Annotated in this window: 19 protein-coding genes and 1 pseudogene; 10 read left to right on the forward strand and 10 right to left on the reverse strand. The window is 62.3% G+C overall.

The features are described from left to right. The first annotated feature begins 87 nt into the window (after positions 1-87). The 6 genes and pseudogenes from SLQ30_RS21525 (at position 88) to SLQ30_RS21545 (ending at position 4,272) form a co-directional block, all read left to right on the forward strand. On the forward strand, positions 88-1,293 hold the full coding sequence (locus tag SLQ30_RS21525; protein ID WP_319448740.1) for a cytochrome P450: 1,206 nt from the start codon (positions 88-90) through the stop codon (positions 1,291-1,293). A 12-nt stretch (positions 1,294-1,305) separates the two neighbouring features. Beyond that, the gene (locus SLQ30_RS21530; RefSeq protein WP_319448739.1) at positions 1,306-1,497 is read left to right on the forward strand and encodes a ferredoxin; all 192 of its coding nucleotides are present in this window, start codon (positions 1,306-1,308) and stop codon (positions 1,495-1,497) included. Between the two features lie 109 nt (positions 1,498-1,606). Then, positions 1,607-2,085 (forward strand): annotated as a pseudogene (locus SLQ30_RS21535) (SDR family NAD(P)-dependent oxidoreductase). After that, entirely contained in the window at positions 2,018-2,176 is a 159-nt protein-coding gene (locus SLQ30_RS33160) for a hypothetical protein (protein ID WP_413468132.1), read from the forward strand. The pseudogene SLQ30_RS21535 and the gene SLQ30_RS33160 overlap by 68 nt, the downstream one beginning before the upstream one ends. Positions 2,177-2,340: 164 nt before the next feature. Next, complete coding sequence (locus tag SLQ30_RS21540) at positions 2,341-2,898, forward strand: TetR family transcriptional regulator (RefSeq protein WP_319448738.1); 558 nt, start codon at positions 2,341-2,343, stop codon at positions 2,896-2,898. A gap of 222 nt (positions 2,899-3,120) precedes the next feature. Next, complete coding sequence (locus SLQ30_RS21545; protein WP_319448737.1) at positions 3,121-4,272, forward strand: cytochrome P450; 1,152 nt, start codon at positions 3,121-3,123, stop codon at positions 4,270-4,272. A 227-nt stretch (positions 4,273-4,499) separates the two neighbouring features. Here the strand turns inward: SLQ30_RS21545 and SLQ30_RS21550 are convergent, their stop codons facing one another. Further along, on the reverse strand, positions 4,500-5,180 hold the full coding sequence (locus SLQ30_RS21550; protein ID WP_319448736.1) for a helix-turn-helix domain-containing protein: 681 nt from the start codon (positions 5,178-5,180) through the stop codon (positions 4,500-4,502). Positions 5,181-5,762: 582 nt separating this feature from the next. Further along, positions 5,763-6,683 (reverse strand): NAD-dependent epimerase/dehydratase family protein, encoded by a 921-nt coding sequence (locus SLQ30_RS21555; RefSeq protein WP_319448735.1) that lies wholly within the window; start codon positions 6,681-6,683, stop codon positions 5,763-5,765. A gap of 640 nt (positions 6,684-7,323) precedes the next feature. On the opposite strand from SLQ30_RS21555, the gene SLQ30_RS21560 reads away from it, so the two are divergent. Beyond that, entirely contained in the window at positions 7,324-8,154 is an 831-nt protein-coding gene (locus tag SLQ30_RS21560; RefSeq protein WP_319448734.1) for an SDR family NAD(P)-dependent oxidoreductase, read from the forward strand. Positions 8,155-8,315: 161 nt separating this feature from the next. Here the strand turns inward: SLQ30_RS21560 and SLQ30_RS21565 are convergent, their stop codons facing one another. Beyond that, a complete protein-coding gene (locus SLQ30_RS21565; protein WP_319448733.1) occupies positions 8,316-8,888 on the reverse strand; it encodes a molybdopterin oxidoreductase family protein in 573 nt (190 codons plus the stop codon). Between SLQ30_RS21565 and SLQ30_RS21570 the strand changes: the two genes are divergently transcribed. Continuing rightward, positions 8,840-9,232, forward strand: coding sequence for an integrase core domain-containing protein (locus tag SLQ30_RS21570; protein WP_319448732.1), 393 nt, complete (start codon positions 8,840-8,842; stop codon positions 9,230-9,232). The genes SLQ30_RS21565 and SLQ30_RS21570 overlap by 49 nt on opposite strands. A 432-nt stretch (positions 9,233-9,664) precedes the next feature. Here the strand turns inward: SLQ30_RS21570 and SLQ30_RS21575 are convergent, their stop codons facing one another. The 7 genes from SLQ30_RS21575 to SLQ30_RS21605 form a co-directional block, all read right to left on the reverse strand. After that, entirely contained in the window at positions 9,665-11,524 is a 1,860-nt protein-coding gene (locus tag SLQ30_RS21575; RefSeq protein WP_319448731.1) for an AAA family ATPase, read from the reverse strand. Positions 11,525-12,076: 552 nt separating this feature from the next. Beyond that, a complete protein-coding gene (locus tag SLQ30_RS21580) occupies positions 12,077-15,028 on the reverse strand; it encodes an MMPL family transporter (protein WP_319448730.1) in 2,952 nt (983 codons plus the stop codon). Then, on the reverse strand, positions 15,025-15,468 hold the full coding sequence (locus SLQ30_RS21585; RefSeq protein ID WP_319448729.1) for an MmpS family transport accessory protein: 444 nt from the start codon (positions 15,466-15,468) through the stop codon (positions 15,025-15,027). The genes SLQ30_RS21580 and SLQ30_RS21585 overlap by 4 nt, the downstream gene beginning before the upstream one ends. Before the next feature lie 241 nt (positions 15,469-15,709). Then, positions 15,710-16,405 carry an SDR family NAD(P)-dependent oxidoreductase gene (locus tag SLQ30_RS21590; RefSeq protein ID WP_319448728.1) on the reverse strand — a complete coding sequence of 232 codons (696 nt, stop codon included), beginning with the start codon at positions 16,403-16,405 and terminating at the stop codon, positions 15,710-15,712. A 247-nt stretch (positions 16,406-16,652) separates the two neighbouring features. Then, positions 16,653-17,123 carry a nitroreductase family deazaflavin-dependent oxidoreductase gene (locus SLQ30_RS21595; protein ID WP_319448727.1) on the reverse strand — a complete coding sequence of 157 codons (471 nt, stop codon included), beginning with the start codon at positions 17,121-17,123 and terminating at the stop codon, positions 16,653-16,655. A gap of 82 nt (positions 17,124-17,205) precedes the next feature. After that, entirely contained in the window at positions 17,206-17,676 is a 471-nt protein-coding gene (locus SLQ30_RS21600) for a hypothetical protein (protein WP_319448726.1), read from the reverse strand. Between the two features lie 148 nt (positions 17,677-17,824). Beyond that, the gene (locus tag SLQ30_RS21605; RefSeq protein WP_319448725.1) at positions 17,825-18,703 is read right to left on the reverse strand and encodes an SDR family oxidoreductase; all 879 of its coding nucleotides are present in this window, start codon (positions 18,701-18,703) and stop codon (positions 17,825-17,827) included. Positions 18,704-18,832: 129 nt separating this feature from the next. On the opposite strand from SLQ30_RS21605, the gene SLQ30_RS21610 reads away from it, so the two are divergent. Together SLQ30_RS21610 and SLQ30_RS21615 are read left to right on the forward strand one after the other, a co-directional pair. Next, positions 18,833-19,435: a TetR/AcrR family transcriptional regulator gene (locus SLQ30_RS21610; RefSeq protein ID WP_319448724.1), complete on the forward strand. Its 603-nt coding sequence runs from the start codon at positions 18,833-18,835 to the stop codon at positions 19,433-19,435. A gap of 303 nt (positions 19,436-19,738) precedes the next feature. Beyond that, positions 19,739-20,110 (forward strand): VOC family protein, encoded by a 372-nt coding sequence (locus tag SLQ30_RS21615; protein ID WP_319448723.1) that lies wholly within the window; start codon positions 19,739-19,741, stop codon positions 20,108-20,110. The last annotated feature ends 71 nt before the right edge of the window (positions 20,111-20,181 follow it).

Here is a 20,181-nt window from a genome sequence, read left to right on the forward strand (position 1 = left end):
CGTGGTCTGTTGCCTCGGCAACGGTCACCGGTCGAGGGGGTGGTTGCGGCTACAGCCCGAGCAATCCGGAAGTGTGAGGTTGGGACGATGACGACGTCGAGCGTGATTTTTGATCCGTTTTCGGTGGAGTACTTCAACGATCCGTATGGGTCCTATCGCCATCTGCGTGATGAGGCCCCGGTGTACTACAGCGAGCAATACGACTTCTATGCGTTGAGCCGTCATGCCGATGTGGCGGTGGCGTTCAAGGACTTCGAGACCTACTCCTCGGCGCGGGGTGTCACTTTGGAGGAGATTCAATCCAACAAGGTCGAGCACGGTCAGTCGATCATCTGGATGGACCCTCCAGAGCATCGTCGAATGCGCAGCCTCGTCAACAAGGTGTTCACGCCACGGGCGATTCAGCTGCTCGAGAATACGGTCGTCGATAGGGTCGACCATTACCTGTCGAAGGTGGATCCTCGCGGGTTTGACGTCGTAGCCGATTTCGCGGCGTTGTTCCCTGTGGAAGTGATCACCATCATGCTGGGGGTGCCCGAAGAGCAGCGGCAGCAGATCCGGCTGTGGAACGACGAGTTTTTGACACGTGAGCCGGGCCAATCCGGAATCACTAGTGCCCAGGCTGACGCGATGATGCAGGTCGGCATGCTGTACTACGGCCTGATTCAGCAGCGCCACACCGAACCCCAACAGGACATGATCAGCGCGCTGATCGCCGCAGAAGTAGTCCGTGAGGACGGCATCATCACCAGTCTCGATGATGCCGAGATTGCGGGCTTCGCCACGCTGCTCGGTGGTGCCGGGGCCGAGACGGTGACCAAGTTGGTGGGAAGCGCAATCGTGACGTTCGACCGGCACCGCGATCAGTGGGAGCAACTGCGTGCTGACCGCTCCAAGGTCGGCCTCGCGGTGGAGGAGGTGCTGCGCCTGGTGGGACCGGTGCAATACGACTGCCGCTACAGCACGAAGGACGTCCACCTGCACGGCACCACCATCCCCGCGGGTAGTGCGGTGATGTTGTTGGGCGCCTCGGCCAATCGTGACGAACGGGCGTTCACGGACGCCGAGGTCTTCGACATCAACCGCGACCGCACCGAGGCCCAGAACCTCGGTTTCGGTTACGGCATTCACAGTTGCCTGGGAGCGGCGTTGGCACGGATGGAAAGCAGGATCGCCATCGAACGCCTGCTGGACCTGATGCCGGAATTCACCGTCGACGTGGACAACCTACGCCGGGTGTCGATGACCAGCGTCGCCGGCTACGCCAACGTACCCGTCCGGCTATCGAACTGACCTGGCTGATCGATGAGAATACTGGTCGACTTCGGGCTCTGTGAATCGAACGGCTTGTGCATGGGCGTCACTCCGGAGATCTTCGATCTCGGCGACGATGATCGATTGACCGTGCTTCAGCCGCAAGTGCTTCCCGAGACCGAACTCGAAGTGCTGGAAGCGATTCGCCAGTGTCCCAGGCAGGCTATTTCCCTCGCGGATTGACAACCCCGTAGTCGTAACACCTGCCATCGAGCGTGGGCCATTGCGCGGCGTGGCCCGTCCGATCTGACACAATTCGCCAGGCGTCGAAATCTCACCTCAACGGGGAAAGTTGGCCGACCGCACACTGGTCGTCTCTGGCGGTAGCCGTGGTATCGGCCTGGCGATTGCCATCGGTGCAGCGCGGCATGGGGCGAATGTGGTGCTGCTGGCGAAGACCGCCGAGCCGCATCCGAAACTACCGGGCACCGTGCACACCGCTGTCGGCGACGTGGAGGCCGCTGGTGGAAACGGGGTTGCCGTGGTGGGTGATGTCAGACGAGAAGAGGATGTGCAGGGGCGGTCGCCACGGCCGTGGAAAGGTTTGGGAGCATTGATGTTTGCGTGAACAACGCAAGCGCGATGTTCGCGGATCCAATCGCTGAGTTGTCGGCGAAGAAGTTTGATCTGATGATGGAAATCAACATCCGCGGCACGTTCCAGCTGACGAAGGCACTTGGCCGCATCCCGCGACCCATCAATCATGGCCGACGCTGCCGTCGACGTCATTTCCCGCCCAGCGTCGGACGCCAATGGCCAGTGCTACATTGACGTCGACGTACTTCGGGCGGCGGGAATCGAAGACTTCGCTCGATACGGGGGAGGGTCCAAGCCGCTGACCGATATCTTCGTCGACGAATAGCTGGCGTCCGGCGCGGGGCGAGTTAGGTGAGCAACTCTGCTGCGCAAGCCCCCACGAAGCGGGGTAGTGGGCGCAGCGGCGATGATGCGAAGATTGCTGGGATGCGAGATAGTCCGGCTTCTGAGACGTCGACGAGTCCTGGGTGGCAGCGCCGCCGTAGGACGTTGTTCGGAGAATACGAGCGGATCGCTCTGACGCTCTTCGCCGAGCGCGGATTCTTCGAAGTCAAGGTGGAAGAGATAGCAGCCGCGGCCGGTGTGTCGACGCGCACTCTATTTCGCTATTTTCCAACCAAAGAGGACTTCCTGCTTGCATTTCCGCGCCGCTGGCTCAATGAAACGTGTATCGCGATCGCCGAGCTGACACCGTCGCCGGCTCCCGCGCTTGCGGCGTGGAAGGTGTTACGTGCCCAGTTCGACGAGAGCCGAATCGACATCGAGCCTACGTTGACGTTATGGCGCGTGGCTGCCGCCGAGGCAACCGAAGTCGTGGCACGCACGCGCGGCGAGCGCCAAGAGGCGCTGGTCGATGCAATTTCGAATTACTGTGCGCGCTGTATGAATGTCGATGCGAGTGGCGACGTTCGTCCGCGACTCTATGCCGGACTCGTGGCTGGCGCCGACATGGCGGTCCTCGAACTGTGGGGTCGGTCAGAGCTCAGTCGCGGTGACATCACACGAGCTGCCGACGAGATTCTCGCGACCATCAGTGCTGCGTTGTAGCCACCGTCGGGTTCCCTCGCGCACTTGTCCCTGTGCCGTCCGACTGTTACTTTGTCACTGAGTGACAATTTAACAAAGGCGCGCGTGTCCAGGATGCGTGAGCCTTCGTTTTCAGGACTATCGCTCATAACGCTGTGGAAGGACGTCGCCGTGAGACTCGAGGTGTCCGCGCCCGGCTGCCCCGTAAGCCTTCGATGCGTCGAAGGAGTCGAACCATGGGACGTGTTCGAGGAGCTGCGAACCCGCGGCAAGGTGCTCTGGGATGAGGGCATGCGATCCTGGATCGTTCTGGACTATGCGACGTGCCGGTACATCGAAAGCGACGAGGACCTATTCCACAACGCTTACGCAAAGGTGAATCCACAGTTTGAGCAGATCAAAGGCGGACCCAACATCACGTCGATGCAGGGGCAAGAGCACCTCCGCATGCGGCGGTTCCACTTACAGCTACTTTCCCGCGCGGCTGTCGAAGAGTATTGCAAGGACTTCGTCGCGCCCATCACGGATTTCCTGATCGACCGGATCCTTCGGAGAGGGACAGCGGACCTCACGGCGGACTTTGGTGACCAGCTGCCGCCACGGCTCACGGCAGCACTGTTCGGCATGCCTTGGCAGGACGACGATCTGGTCAGCGACCTGCTCAAACACAACGATGCCGTGATGACTTGGATCGGCCTGCGCGCCACCGGTGATGTCGAGAGTGAACGCAAGGCCAAGACGGCCTCGGAACAACTCAACAACTTGATCTTGCCCTTCATTCAACGTCGGCGAGCCGAGCCGGGAGTGGATTTTGTCAGTCGAGCGCTCGCCGAGGGCCCGAACCACTACGAGAACATGTCTGACCAAGACGTCATCGCAATGTGTCGCGAACTATTGTTGGCCGCAAGTGACACCACGGTCCACGCCATCGCGAACGCGTTCTACCTAATTCTGACGCACGACGAAGCTCGAGCCGGTCTCTTGGACGACGCCGACGCGACAGCCGAGGCGATCATCGAAGAGACCCTGCGCTTTTATGGATCGGTTCAATACCAAGTACGGTATGCCGCCCAGGATTTGGAAATCGGTGGCGTTCCGATACGCAAGGACGCCAGCATCGTCCTCCACCATGCTGCGGCAAATCGCGATCCGGAAACCTACGAATGCCCCCAGGAAGTAGATCTAAGCCGACGGTTGCCCAAGAAGCATCTCGCCTTTGGCGTCGGCCCGCGCACCTGTCCTGGCGCCGGGCTTGCGCGTGCCGAAATGAAGGTGGCATTGCAGACCGTCTTTACGCGGTTGCGCAACCTTCGCTTCGATCCGTCGGCTCAGCAACCGCACTTCGACGGTTACTACACTCGCTCCTGGCGACCGCTCAACGTCGTGTTCGGTTGATGCTTGAATGGACATTCCGCGGAGCAACCCAACAACGCGGAGCAACCCAACAATGAGTCGGGGTTGGCATCGAGAATTACACCTGCCCGGGAACCAAGTGCAAGCGGCCCAGACATTCGGTGCTCAACGAATACTGAACGCTGTGAACACGTTTCAGTGTGACGGCATGACTTCGTCTCGTTAGTCGGATTGGCCCATCGGTTTGGCCATATGACGAGGGCATGTGTTCACCGACCGGGTGTGATGGGTTCCTTGGTACTTGCCGCATATTCGGTCAGCTGTGCGCCGAGGCCTTCAACACAGAACCGGATCAATTCCTCGGGGGGCGGCAACATCATCCCCAGCTCGTTGCCGACTAATCGTGAATGGTTGTACGCGCGCTTTAGGGCGATGACCATGTAAGCCCCTTCCTCGGCACTCCGCAGAGTAAGCACACCTGCCTCTATACCTGCGGCTAGGACTTCTCCCGCGAGCTCGGCCTCCGGGGCGTGCGCTCGCGCCACCTGCTGCGGGTGAGTGGTGACCAGCCCGAGTTCGTACGAAATCAGGGCCAGGTTGTGCGGTACGTGTTCGCGAGGACCTTTTAAGAACAAGTCCAGAAGCCGAACCAACCTGCGCAGAGGATCGGGTTCGCGATTCACCTCGGCGCGGATGTCGAGAGTGGCGACCCGCAATTCCTCCTCGAGAACCGCCAGCAATAGGTCTTGCTTACCGCCGAAGTGCTGGTAGAACAGCCGCTGCGAAAATCCGGCGCGCGCCGAAACCTCCTCCAGGGTAAATCCGTGGCCTTTCTCTCGCAGTAAAGCGACCGCTGCTTCGATGAACGCGCGCGAGCGATCTAGGGAGCGCTTCTTCGCTGCTCCCAACGATCGCGCCACTACCCGCGACTCCCACCCTTCGCCGGTCATGTCCCGTGTGTCGGCCGGCGCGACGCGCGGGCCGGTGGTTCGGGTACCACGGTTACTCACGCCAGTCGCACTGCGTTTCCGCCCGGGTTGTTTCGCTGCCGCCACAAACGCTCCACTCAGTTGCCTGTTTTGCAACTCAGGATACCGAGGGCCGCATCTTCGGTGACCCGTCAACCGTCGAGCAGACCTGCGCGCCGGCAGACAGTGCGCCGAGCGGGGTATCAGTCGTGCGACGAGCCACACCTGGCGCAATGGCCACACCGTGCACCTCAAGGAATCCACGGTGGGGACTGAACTGGTCAGTGGCGGTTGCGCGGGTCGCTCTCCCGGACGAAGAAGGATGTTGCCGCTTGAGGATTTCAATGGTGATGTCCGGTACCTGGGCTGCCTTTCGTTGATGTAGTAGACACACCATTTGAGGTTCAGGGTGTTTCGTTGTGGACTCATTGTCTTCAATGAATGTCGATGACGAAATCGACCAGGTTCTTAGTCCAGCGGGTGGTGATGCCGTCCGGCGATCCGGAGTGGTGGACTGTGGTGGGCCGCCTCCGGTGCAGTCGGGCCACGGAATCCAGGGGGTGTTCAGCGCGCCGTTTCCAGGTAGGTGTCGCGGTATGAACCGCTGCGGATGTCCTCGATCAAGTCCAGACGCTGCGGCTCCCAGCCCAGTTCCCTGCGGGTTCTGGGGCAGGTTGAGCGGCTATTCACCGCGAGGCCCATGGTGGCGGCGATCGGATGCCAAATTTCACATGCCTGCTCGTAGCTGATGCTCTGCGCCTTGCAGCCGGACACAGTGGCGACGGCCTCCGCGATCGAGCGGTAGTCCGCCTCTCCTGCCACAGCGTGATAGAGCGCCCCTGGCGTGCCCTTTTCGATCGCCAGCCGGAACACGTCGGCAGCATCATCGACGTGCACATTGCTATAGAGGTTGAGACCGTGACCGATGTAGCTGGCGTCGCCCGTCTTGCTGACGGAATCGAAGATCATTGGCACTTGAGAACTTCCGCCATGACCGTAGAGCAGCGGTGGCCGGACGACGGTGGTATGCAAACCGTCCGCAGCTGCTGCCCGGACGAGGTCCTCGGTTTTGAGTCGCGCTTCGCGCGCAAAGGACGCAGGGAACGGAAAAGGATCATCTTCGGCGAACGTGTTCTCGTTCCACCGGCCGTCCTTGCTGTCGATCGCGAGCACACCCGTGCCCGAGGTAAGTATCAGGTGCCGTCGTGAGCCTCGACAGAGGTCGACAAGCGAGGAGACGACTTCATATTCGAGATCGAATGGCATGGCGGCGGCAAGGACGATGACGTCGAACGGTTCGACAAGCGCCTTACGTTGGCCGATGTCGTCGAGCCCGCCGTCAAAGGGGCGCACGCCGGCCGCTGTCAACTGCGCGGACTTCTCCGGACTTCTCGCTAGCCCATACGTTTCCGCTCCGTGCAGATTCAGATTGCGCGCGATGGCGGAGCCGAGATAGCCGGTAGCCCCTACAACCAATGTCTTCATGTCTTGATTCTCATCTCCTCGTACGTGGGTGCGCTGTAGTGACGGGCAACTCGTCAACGGGCTCTAACAGTCGCGGCAAGCCCACAGCCCGTAATAACAGGACGGGCATCGATCGCCACTCACAGCCGATGCAGGGCAAGCAACACGGATGCATCTAGCGTGCTCTCCTGAGCAAGGTAGAGTCAACGCACATTGCAGTCAACACACTCCGTATTTGTACATATGAGTTGCCATAATGGCAACTAAGCTGCGCAGGAGGACATCATCGTCGGCAATCGCCGCGGCGGAGGCGTCGACGAGAACGTGGCGCAGCGACGTCCGCTTCGTCCGCACTGGGGTGCTAGCCGTCGAGGGGTGGCTTTGGCAGGCAACGAGATTCGGCCTAGATTGCGCTATCGGGGCCAAGCCGACTCTGCGATGGTCCGGTCCGGCCGACCGTCAGGGCGCGGGAGTGAAAGTCTGTCCGACTTCGCCGCCACTCCGTGGGTGCGGATCCGGGGCCCGTGGGTGCGCTGTGTGCTATCGACGTTCGCAGATCCCGTGCCCCTACCGCGACACAGGCCGCCAACCGCGCGGATTATTCGTGGTCTCGCTGCACCTCAAACGAAGTTTCGCTGAACGGAAAGGTTGCTGATCAGCAATGGGAAAACTTGACGGCAAGGTGGCTATCGTCACCGGAGCCGGCCGAGGAATAGGCCGCGAGATTGCTTTGAAACTTAGCTCTGAAGGCGCCCATCTCGTCGTCAACGACCTTGATGTGGGACCTGCCGAGCAGACGGTGCGTGCCATCGAGGCGCTTGGCGCCCGGGCGGTGCCCTGCCCGGGCAGTGTCGCCGAAGCAGCCTTTGCAGACCGATTCGTAGGCTGCGCGATCGAGGCTTTCGGTGGGTTGGACATCATCGTCAACAACGCCGGCTACACCTGGGACTCAGACGTCCAGAACATGACTGACGAACAGTGGGACGCCATCCTCGACGTCCATCTGAGAGCGCCGTTCCAGATCTTGCGCGCAGCCCAGCCAGTCATCAGTGAACTCGTGTATCAGGCCGCTGAGCATGGTCAACCCGCCCCGTGCCGCAAGGTGGTAAACGTGTCCTCACTGTCGGGCGTCGGTGGAAACTCAGGCCAAGCCAACTACTCTGCAGCCAAGGCCGGGTTGATTGGCCTGACCAAAGCCCTTGCCAAGGAATGGGGCCGCTACAACGTCACCGTCAACGCTGTCGCATTCGGACTCATCACGACACGCTTGACTGCCGCGACCGTGGACGGCGCCGAATCGATCGACATCCAGGGCCGCAATATCAAGGTCGGTGTCAACCCCGCTCTGCTGACGGCAATCGAGAACATGGTGCCGCTGGGCCGAGCCGGTACACCAACCGAGGCTGCTGGTGCGGTCTACCTGCTGTGCACCCCAGAGTCGGACTACATCAGCGCGCAGACACTGGTGTGCGCCGGCGGGTTCAACGCTTAACGGCGGAAGGGCTTGCTACGAAAGGCAACAACAGAATCCGGAACAAACCGGCATCCGATGGAAACGGCCAAACGCGAACCCGCCGATCGCAGGTTCAAGCCCTCATGGGCTCAGTGTTTCGCACCGGTGATCGCGTATCGCACCCGCTTACGCGGCGGTCTTCATTTAGAGCGGCGCGACCCTATCCGGTAGGTGAGGCCCAGGGCCAGAGCCAGATTGATGTAGGCGACGACGGTGTCCGAACCCGAGCGGTGTTGCTCGGCGCCGCGGGCGGTGAGGATGATGGCGTGCTCGGCGCTCGCGAGGGCGTGGATGGTGTCGGCGATGTCCTGTTCGGGAACGCCGGTGATGCGTTCGACCCGGTCGGGCCAGTAGGTGCGTACCGTGCGGCGCACGGCCTCGAACCCGGTGGTGCGCTCGGCGACGTAGGCGTCGTCGATCAACTTCTCGCGGACGGCGATGTTCAGCATGCCGTTGGCCAGCGCGAGGTCGGTTCCCGGGACCGGTTGCAGATGGCGGAAGGCGCCGGCGGCGGTCTTCGTCGTCCGTGGGTCGATGACGATCAGGCGCGCGCTGCGTTCGCGGGCGGCGTCGATGAACTGCATCGCTGGCGGCATGGTGTCGGCCGGGTTGGCGCCGACCACGTAGGTACCGCGATGGTCACCACGGTGCTGAAGATGGCGTTGTGGCGGCGCGATCACGCCGAGCACCGCGTCGATGTCGGGTTGATCCATCACAGCGACGCAGGCTCGCCCAATACACGTCCATCGCATTCGCGGAAACCCTTGTCCTGGAAGGGATCGCGGCATCGATCGGAAGCATCGGGGATGCATACGACAATACGTTGGCAGAGACCACGATCGGGTTGTTCAAGACCGAAGCCATCGGCCACGGCAGCCCATTCCTCACCGGACCGCTACGCATCATCGACGACGTCGAGTACGCAACGATGGAATGGGTCGACTGGTTCAACAACCGCCGACTGCACAGTGCCCTGGACTACGTCCCGCCCGAGGAATACGAGGCGGCCTACTACGCTCAAACCCAGGATTCCCAGCCGGCGACACCTCAACCATGAAGTCGGCATGAAACCCGGAACGGTTCATTTCGCACGACACGGGGTCCGCGGCCGCCTCTGTCGATTACATTGGTGCACAACGATTTGGACTGTCACCGGTCAGGCCTGGCGAAGCACACGCGCAGCGTTGAAACTCGAGAATGCACCTACCGAACCCTACGCCGCGACGTGCTAGTGGAACCCGGCTTTCCTGCAGCCTGGGGCCTGATGATCACCCCAGCTTTCCGGGGGCTACTTGCGCGGCGACGATGTACACGCGATCGCATTCCTCGGCGGTACCACCACCCCTCGCGCGCAGGCACCCTGGGCCTCACGGCAATCCAGTACGTTCAGCGGACAACCACCGCACGGTGGGCTGTGAAAACATCTCGATTCGAATCAAACAATCTGGCTCTAATTCCAGGTGGACTCGAAATCGGGGACTCGCCGGGACTAGCTCAAGAGATCGTTGAGACGATTGAACAGGGTCTCGAACCGATCCTTGGTTGCATCGTCGATTTCGTCAAGCAAGCTTCCTGGAGTTCTCAGTAGGAAGTTGGCAGGCTGGAAGTGGTCGAACTTGTGGCCGAGTCCGGCTTCGACCCGTTTGACAACCCGAACTCCTTGGGGCAGTTTTGATTTCACGAACTTGCCAACCTTTCCAGCGTTGAGCAATTTCAAATACCATGCGACGTCGAACATGTCCTCGATATCGGCTTGGGTCGTCGCTGTGATGTCCGTGAGCGGGATCAGTTTGTTCTTGGCCAGCAGCCCGCGGTCGATGAAGCTGTTGATCTTTTGGTTGCCGCCGACGGCACCGTCGATCAGCACGGTGACATTCAGGTCAGTGCCGTTGAGCAGTGAGATGAAGGTCGGGATCTTGTCGATCCCGCCGGCAGGTGTCAAGGTCCAGCGCGGATCCAACGCTGTTCGACCGGATGAGCGCAGGACGTCGCTCATGATGGTCAGGTAGACGACATCGGCAGGGCCTTCCACCAAGAGTTGATCAGACCCGATGATCAACGTCTGGGCCATATCGACGCCGAGAGCCCCCAGCAGCGGAAACACCGTGTCGGGCCGTGCGCTCCAGATGTCTTCGCTCACAACGGTGCCCAGAGTCGGATCGATGTCCTCGACGGTGCGGCAGCGCTCCAATTTCGTGGGCGAGATCATGAACAGCGAGTGGGTGCTGTAGATGACTTGATGCCCTGGCGCCAGCCGTTCGTCGATGTACCGCAGCAGATCGGATTGCGCCTTCGCATGCAAGTTCAGCCCTGGTTCGTCGAGCAGAATTATGCGACGGTCCTCCTCGGCGTACTCCGAAAACGCAGCAAGGAACGAGAAAAACCAGATGAAACCCTTGGACCGTTGGTTCATGTTGAGCGTGACCTGGTGGCGATCGTTGCGTACACGGACCTGCAAGAAGGGTTCCGGTGCTCGCGTCGGGTCGCCAACGATTGGCCGAAACTCAATGTCGAGTTCCACCCGAAGCCCGTCATTCTGGGTCCAGTATTCGAACAGCTCGGACGTCAACTCGTTTCCTGCCGCCTCCAGGGCCGCCTTGCGCTCCTCGTAGTGCTCACCCGTGAATTCGTCGCTGTCCACGCCGGCGAGCCGCAGCAGTGCTAGCGCTGTCCGTTCGCCTGCGTCGAGATCGTCCTCGTCGGTGTTCTGCAGCTTCTCGATGCTTACGACCCCAGGAAGGATGCTGTATTCGTCGAAGTATTGGAAACGCGGTACTAGTTTGAAGACCTGGTTGCGGATCTCGGCGTCAATATCGCGGTCGGCAAGCTCGGTTGCCAGTTGCAGCGCGGCCTCGCTCGCCTCATCCGCCTTCAGGGCAGCCACCACGGCATCGCGGTTTTGCTTGGCGTACTTCTGGACGTCGAGGCCGTTGGTGTCGATGATGTGCCGAAGCGCCGCTGCTTCGTCGGCCGTGACGCCGACGGCGGTGTTCGCGGAACCGTAGGCCCTGCTGACGGTCACAGTCTTGCTAGTGAGGGCACCCTCGCCAAACCGCCCGTCGACCGCAGCGACGTCGGCATCATCCAACTCGAATACAAGCGCTACGGGGCTGGCCAGCGGAATGGACTTGCGGTCGCGGGCGCGGAACCGCCGCGGATAGTCCCTCAGTTCCTCGAACCCGGTCGGATAGCCGGCCGCGATAGGACGCGCCCGATACATGGCCTCCAGCACGGCGGTCTTACCGGACTCGTTCTTACCGACCAGGGCTGTAACAGCGCTGTCGATGTTGAACGGCGTCGAGTCGGTGACGCTCTTGAACTTCGTCACGTGTGCTCGGACTAAGTGCATGACTTCTCCCAAGTTGCCGGCACCCGCGGGGCTTGCGCGTTTCCAATGATGGCCGGGCTGCGTCCCACGATCGAACTGTTGCGAGCCCATTATGGCGACGACCTCCGACAAAGTCGGGATCTCCTCCGCCCGTGACGGGTGGCGGGTCGTATTCACTTCGATGGCTGCGCGCCGCTGAGTGCGGATCGGCACTCGCATGCCACGTTTCCCAGCGAACTGGTCCGGGGCGCAGTTTCTGCGTGTTCAGGGCATGTGGCGCGTCACAGCCAACCGGTCCGCGCGACGACAATTGCAGCAACCTGCACGATGGTGCGGCCGTTGGTGGGGACGCTAGCCAGGCGTTCTTCGTCGCGGAATCCGTAGACGTCGTTGGTGCAGTTGGTTTGGCGAAGTCGGTGTCGGCGTGCGGGGGTGCAGCGAGGAAGACGGCGGCCACGGCCAACGAGGCGGTATGTACGAGCCATGTGGCGGTCTTCGTCGGTGTCCCGTCCGGGCTGAGGCCAGGCCGGGTGTCGCGTCAGGTCTGGCGCCGGGACGGGCCGCAGATCGCCGTCATGGTCGCTGACCGTTCGCAGCTGTCTCGTCGGTGCTCTCGTTAGGTCCGGTCGCCGGTCGGCTTTCGCGGCCGAGAAGTTCTCGAACGGCGGTGCGGGATCCATAGGGGCGCAGCATTTGGCTGGCGGGGCGGGGTCGTACGTGTAGCGGCCACCAGAACCACCGGCCCAGCAGAGTTGCGATCGATGGCGTCATGAACGACCGCACGATCAACGTGTCGAACAGCAACCCCAAGCCGATGGTTGTCCCGACCTGGCCGAGCATGACCAGGTCGCTGACGATGAAGGAGGACATGGTGGCGGCGAACACCAGACCCGCCGAGGTGACGACGCCTCCGGTACCGGCCATGGCGCGGATGGTGCCGGTCTTGAGACCCGCACCCAGCTCTTCCTTGAACCGGGAGATCAAGAGCAGGTTGTAATCGGCCCCCACCGCCAAGAGCAGAATGACTGCCAAGGCCAGCACCACCCAATACAACTGGATGCCGAAGATGTACTGCCACACCAAGACCGACAATCCGAACGACGCGCCCAACGACAGTACGACGGTGCCCACGATGACCAGCGCGGCGACCAAACTCCGGGTGATGAAGATCATGATCAGCAGAATCAGACTCAGCGCAGCCAACGCGGCGATCAGCAGGTCGTTGGCGGCACCATCCTGAATGTCCTTGTAGGTCGCCGCCGTGCCGGCGATATAGACCTTGGCGTCGGCCAGCGGGGTGGCCTTGAGGGCATCGAACGCCGAGTTGCGGATCGCGTCGACGTGCGAGATCCCCTCTGGCGTCGCAGGATTGCCCTCATGGGTGATGGTCATCCGGACCGCGTGGCCATCAGGCGACATGAACAACTTCAGGCCGCGCTGGAAGTCCGGGTTGTCGAAGGCTTCCGGGGGCAGGTAGAAGGAGTCGTCGTTCTTGGCGTCGTCGAAGGCCTTGCCCAGCGCGGTCGCGGTCTTGAGTGCCTCCGCGGACTGCGCATCGGTGCCCGCGGTGGTGGCGTAGTTGGAGCGCAGCAGGTCGCGGTTGGCTTCCTGGACAGCGATCTGCGGTGGGATCAGGGCCACCAGCTGCGGTTGCAGGGCATTGAGTTTGTCCAGACTCGCAGTGATCGTCCCGAACTTGTCGGCGAGCTCGCTGATGCCGTCGAGGGAGTCGAACACCGATCTCAACGCTTGACAGGACGGAATGTCGAAGCAATGGGGCTCCCAGTAGAAGTAGTTGCGCAGCGGCCGGAAGAAGTCGTCGAAGTCGGCGAGGTTGTCGCGCACTTGATTGATCGTGGCGACGGTGTCGTGGAACGCCTTGGTCTGCTCATCGGTCGCGGCGGCGCTGGCCTGTTGCAGGGCGAGCTGTCGTTGCAGGATGTCGATCGACGTGGAGGTCTGATCAACCTGTTTCAGAATGTCCTGGGCCCTGGCCTGCTGGTAGCTGAGGTTCATGATGGTGCTCGCGCTGGACGCGCTGATCTGAAATGGTATGGAACTGTGGCTGATTGGCGTGCCCAGGGGCCGGGTGATCGACTGCACCAGGGCGATGCCAGGGGTATGCAGTACCGCCTTGGCCACCCGCTCGAGCAGGATCATGTCCGCGGGGTTGCGCATGTCGTGATCGGATTCGATCATCAGCAGTTCGGGATTGAGCCGCGCCTCGGAGAAGTGGCGTTCGGCTGCCGCGTACCCGATGTTGGCCGGCGCCGATGCGGGCAGGTAGGGGCGTGCGTCGTAACTGGTCTTGTACCCCGGCAGGGCGAGCAGACCGATCAGCGCGATGGCGATCGATACGACGAGAATGGGACCGGGCCACCGCACGATGACGGTGCCGATGCGGCGCCATCCGCGGGTGCCGGCCCTTCGCTTGGGTTCCATCAGCCCGAAGTGGCTGGCCATCACCAGCATCGCGGGCCCGAGGGTGAGCGCGGCCGCGAGCGCTACCAGTACTCCGATGGCGGCGGGCACGCCAAGGCTCTGGAAGTAGGGCAGGCGGGTGAAGTACAGGCAGGCCACCGCCCCGGCAATGGTCAGCCCCGAACCGACGATGACGTGGATGGTCCCGCGGAACATGCTGTAATAGGACGCTTCTCGGTCCTCGCCCGCCGAGCGCGCTTCGTGATAACGCCCCAGGACGAAGATCGCGTAGTCGGTGCCCGCGGCAATCGCCAACAGGGTGAGCAGATTCGTCGTGTAGGTCGACAGACCGATGACCCCCCAGTTCGCGAGGGTGGCGACGACTCCACGAGCAGCGGCCAATTCGACCAGAACGGTCACCAATACCAGGAGCATGGTGACCAGTGAGCGGTAGACGATGAGCAACATCACCGCGATGACGCCCAGGGTGAGGAGCGTGACCAACTCGGTGCTGTCGCTGCCGACTTCGAAGCTGTCGGTGATCAGTGGCGCAGCGCCGGTGACGAAGGCCTTGACCCCCGGCGGTGGCGGCGTGTCGGCCACGATCCTGCGGATGGAGTCGACCGATTCGTTGGACCGTGATTCACCCTGATTGCCTCGCAGATACAGCTGGACGAGAGCGGCTTTGCCGTCCTTGCTCTGCGAGCCTGCCGCGGTCAGCGGATCGCCCCAGAAGTCCTGGATGTGCTCGACGTGGGTGGTGTCTTGGGCCAGCTTCTTGACCAGGATGTCGTAGAACTGGTGGGCGTCGGCGCCGAGGGGTTTATCGCCTTCCAGGACGATCATCGCGTTGCTGTCGGAATCGAACTCACCGAAGACCTGGCCGATGTGTTTCATCGCCTTCAGCGACGGTGAGTCCGGCGAACTCTGCGCCACCGTGTGCACGGCACCCACGACCTCCAACTGTGGGGTCAAGACGTTCGTCAACGCGGCGATGGCGACCCAGAGGATCGCGATGGGCACGGCGAGGCGGCGGATGCTGCGCGCCGTGCGTGAACCTTGGGCCGAATCCAGGACTTGATCATCCACACGGTGCTCGCTCATGCGGACTTGTCCAAACAGGCAATGTAACCGTTCACGTCGTTGGTGGACCTTTCCTCCTTCACGGTGCCGTTCACGGTGATGCGGCACGTGAGAGTGTCTGAATCCCCCTGCGCGCGTACGTCCGCGAACAGAGTGGGGTCGGTGGTCGTCAACGTGTGCGACCAGGGCAGCGTCGTATCGTCGACGCGCTGGGGTTGGGCGTGCTCGTCGAGGTAGTTGATCGTCGCCACCGCCCCGGGACTGCCGATGACCTCGAACAGAACGCGCTTGGGGTTGAAATCAGTGTTCTCGATCGAGTCGGCGCGCGGCCAGGACACCACGTCATTCGAGCCGAAGATGCCGTGCAGCCGGTACACACCGAAACCGGCGACCGCCACGACGATCACCGCCACGATCACCGTCCAGCCTCGCTTGAGCACACCGGCACCGGAAACACTCATGTACTCTCCCCGACCTTCTGAAAGGGCCCGACACGACGTTCGCAACTGGGGCGCCAGAGCGCCGGTCCCGTTGGGCGAGCACACCGGCGAAGTGCTGATGGGGGCGCCGTCCTGGAATCAGTCCCGTCGATGACCCGTCGTGGGCCTCTTTCGGTGTATGTCCGCCAACGACTCTGGCGCTGCTCATCGGGTACCGAGGCGGTGCCAAGGCTCATCGTGTCCGGCGAGGGTGCCGAGGTGCTCACCACGGCAGGGCTCTGCGGCGATCGGAGAAGGTCCCGTGGGGGCCGTCCAATCCGATGGTTGCCAGGGAGACGATCGCGTCGGTGCCTTCGGTGACCGTCTGGTGCCCTGCGTCGCCGGTCAAGTCGGTGGCGGTGTAGCCGGGGTCGACGACGTTGATTCGAATGTCCGGCAACGCTCTGGCGTACTGCAGCGTGAGCATCGACACCGCAGCCTTCGACGACGCGTAGATGGGCACTGCGGACGTGGATTCGTTGCGTTCGGGATCGGTGACGACGCCGAATGACCCACGCCCGCTGCCGACGTTGACGATGACCGGTGAATGGGCGGCACGCAACAGGGGCAGGAACGCCTGGGTCATGCGCACGATGCCGAACACGTTCACGTCGTAGATACGGTGCATCTCGGCTGCTGTGATGTCCTCGGGGTCGACCGCTCCCTCGAAGATGCCGGCGTTGTTGATCAGTACGTCGAGGTGCCCCTCGCGCGCAGTCAATTCTGCGGCAGCTCTCGACACCGACGCATCATCGGTGACGTCGAGCTGGAGCAGCTGCACGCCCAGATCGTCGGCCGCACGTTGGCCGCGACTCACGTCGCGGGAACCGATGTAGACGGTGTGGCCCAGGCCGATGAGGCGGCGGGCCGATTCGCGTCCCAAGCCTCTGTTGCCGCCGGTGATCAACGTGATCGGCATTCGTCCATCCTTGGATCGTGAGCCGCGCCCGCGGCGGCGTTGATGTCGCTGGTAGGTGGACGATGTCGAGCCCACCAACGCCGTGGCCACATCCGAGCAGCGGGTGGGCTGCTTGGTTCCGCGGGCAGATGCGGCGACGTGTCACCCGAGGTCACGGCGCAAGGGAACATGGCGTCGCCTTTCGGTGGCAGGGGTGATGGTTGCGAGCGAACCGAGTGACGTGCCGTGGTGTCGTGCGCCCGGGAACCTACGGCGTGGGGTTGGGTCGAGCTCGCAGGCGGATGACGGGGAGTTCGCGGTCGGTTTTCTGCTCATAGCCGGCGAAACGTTTTGCGTTGCTTTTGATGTGGCGCCACGCCTGCTCGCGTGCGTGGCCGCTGAGCTGCTCGGGGATGACCGCGATGGTCCGACCGTCGAACTGGATCTGCACCTTGTCGGGGTGCGCGCGCAGGTTGTAGTACCAGTCAGGGTTCTTGGCGGCCCCGGCCGCGGACGCGCAGATCAGCCAGCTGTCGGAGCCGTCGGGGAAGTAGGCGACCGGGGTGTGGCGTGGGGCGCCGCTCTTGGCGCCGACGGTGCTCAGTACCAGCGACGGGAAGCCCATCACCTTGGTGGCCTTGCCGCGGATCCGTCGCATGTTCCAGGCGTTGATCCAGTTCATCAGCTTCTTGCTGGGCAGTTTGGCACCGCGTGTGCCGTGGGGGGTGTCAAAGCTCATCGACTCTCTCCTTCTATTTTCGGTTTCGTTTGTTCTGTGGTTGACGGTCAGCGGTCGCTGAACTCGTCGGACGGCCCGGTTCTCATCGGTCCGTCGATGTGGGACCGTGGTCCGCTCGGGGGTGGAGCGGACCACGGGGCTGATGGGGCCGCCGTCCGATCTCGAGGGTGATGCCCACGAGACTGACGGCGACCACGGCGATCTCTCCTTTGATGAGGGGCAGACTCTGCTCAACGGTGGAATCGACTTTTGAGCCGAAGAGGCGAACCGCGAGAACGACACCGTTGAACAGAGCCGAGAAGATGAGACCGGTGAGCGTGCGTCGATTCGAGCGCAGGCAGTACGCGAGGAACGCGGCACAACCCAGCGGGAAACCTGCAAAGCCCACACGATAGATCGTCGCGCCAAGGGGATTGGTGAAGGCAATGCCCCGTTCTGCTGCTTGTTCCTTCGGGTGGGCCAGGTTTCGGACACCGACCATGGTCAAGATCGCTGCTGGCGGTAGCAGGATGGCTTTGCTCATCCAGGGTGAGAACTTCCAGAACACATTCACTCAAGCCTCCTTAGAACGAAACCGTGGTACTGACATCGCGCCTTCCCGACAAGGGATCGTGAACCGTCGATCGTTCACGATTCCCTTGGCGGATAGTCGCTTTCGTGCATCGCACGCTGGGCGTGCTACCGCCTATGAGCCACCGGGGTTAGTCGGACGCCGCGCTCCACAGCTTGGCGCTCTCCACGACGAAGTCGTAGTAGGAGCGCGGGCTGCGGCCAAGGCGTTGGCGCAGACGCTCGAGTTCGGCGTCGGTCGATGCGGGGCCGTTCTCTTGGAAGTGCTTCATCATGTACTTGAAGTCGTAGACCATCCAGCTGGGGGCGAAGGCCTGCAAGCTCTGGACGTACTGGTCGAGGTCGTCGCCGATGTAGTCGATCGGGCGGCCCAGGGCTTCGCTCCACAGTTTCGTGGCGGCGTCGCCGGTCAGAACGTCCTCGGCGACAACCTCGTAGATTTCCGGGCCCAGCGCTTCCTCCGCGGCCAGCCGGCGCTGAAATTCGAGTACGGCCACCTCGGCGATGTCGCGAATGTCGGTGAAGGACACACCTTTTTGCCCGATCGGGAACGGGAACACGCCCTGGCCGAGAGCATCCTTGACGACCGGGCTCTGCATGTAGGCGTTCGGGCGCAAGATGGTGACCGGCATGTGGAATTTCTCGATCAGGCGCTCGGCGGCGAACTTCGACGCGAAATGGGGAACGTCCGCGGTTTCCTCGACCTGAAACACCGACAAGTACACGATGGCTTTGATGTTCGCCTCGCGACAAAGATTGAGAGCGGAAATCGTGGCGTTCAACTCATCGGGCACGACCGGACTGAGAAGAAATACCGCGTCGACGCCGTCCATCGCAGCCCGCAGCGCATCCACGTCGAGCAGCTCACCCTTGACCGCAGTGACACCCGGCCCAAACGTCGCCTTCTCTGGTGAGCGCGTGAACGCTCGAACGTCCAATCCAGCCGCAACCAGCTGTTCGACGACGACCGACCCGACGTTGCCGGTCGCGCCCGTGACTAAAACACTCATGATCTCCTCCGATACCGTATGGACTTGCCGCCTTGGCGCGCTACGAGATCTGGCGCTTCTCGGCAGTATGCTTAGCTTCCCTGTCGAAGCTACGCTACCGTAGCTCAATCTGCTTGGAGGAGTCAACCGGTGTCTTCAGAATCCCCGACCCCAGACGGCCCCGCGAGGGGCGCCGATCCGCAGCGGCGTTCCAAGGAAGCGGTGAAGTCTGCGAGCCTGGCCGCCGCCTATGAGCTGCTGACCGAGGCCGGCTTCAGCGGTGTCAGTTTCGATGAAGTGTCACGCCGTTCCGGTGTCGCCAAGACCACGATCTACCGATACTGGCCGACACGCTCAGCCCTATTGTTCGATGCCGTCATGCAATTCGCCCCTCGGCTTCCCACGCCAGCCACCGGCAATCTTCAGGCCGACCTGACCGCATTGGCGCTCGCCTTGGCCCAACGCTTGCAGACAGGCCGGTGGTCCTCCGCGCTGCCCTCGATCATCGACGCCGCCGAACGCGACCAGGAGGTCGCTGATCTTCAGTTGCGCACTCATGCTGGGATGATTTCCGGTTTCAGCACGATCGCGGCGCGAGCGCAGGAACGCGGTGAACTCGACGCGTCCTTCGACGTCTCCGAGCTCACGGCCAACATAGCCGGCCCAATCTTCTACCGCCGGTGGTTTGCACGCCAAGAGATCGATGATGCCTTCGTGTGCCGTGTCGTCGAGCGGGCGCTTCACGCTTCTTGACCCACATTCTGCACCCAGGGCTCCGATCCAGTTGTGTGCCCGTGGACCCATGGGTGCTGGCCGGGAACCGCCATGTCCTGCGGGACGGATGAGCTCCGACTCGGGCCCGACGGCCCGCTAGATCGTGGGTGGTGACGCCGCGAGCGTTCTCTCTGCCGTCGGTTTCCGACGTAGCGGCGGGACCCTTCGGCTCACGCCACCACGCTGCAGGACGGCTATTGGTTGCCAACGAACTCCGTACTAGCTACGATATCGGATCGTAGCTTCATTAGGTGTCACGACATTCAAGGGCAGGTGCTCGCCATGACTCTCAAGCAAACCAGACTGGTTACCGCCGATGTGGCGACGCTGACGCGCTTCTACGAAAGCGTCGGCCAAGCGAAGGCCGCAGTCATCAGCAGTGGCTACGTCGAATTCGACAGCGAGCCCTTCGAGGGATTCGCCCTGGTGGACCCAGCGGAGATTCGTTTGTACGGCGATGGCGTCGTCGAACCGGGCGCCAATCGTTCCGTGATCCTCGACTTCCAAGTCGCCGACGTCGATGCGGAATACGAACGGTTGCAGGACAGGGTGACCGATTGGGTGATGACGCCCAGAGAGCAGCCCTGGGGCGCCCGCGCCATCTCGTTTCGCGATCCGGACGGAAATCTCGTCTTCATGTTCTCGAACTCGTGACGCCGCTTTCGGAGTACCTGCCCGTGCGTTGAGTGCCGAACACAGCCGGGACAAGGGCGGCAACTGGCCTA

The organism is Mycobacterium sp. RTGN4 (assembly GCF_033804635.1).
Classification (GTDB): Bacteria; Actinomycetota; Actinomycetes; order Mycobacteriales; family Mycobacteriaceae; genus Mycobacterium.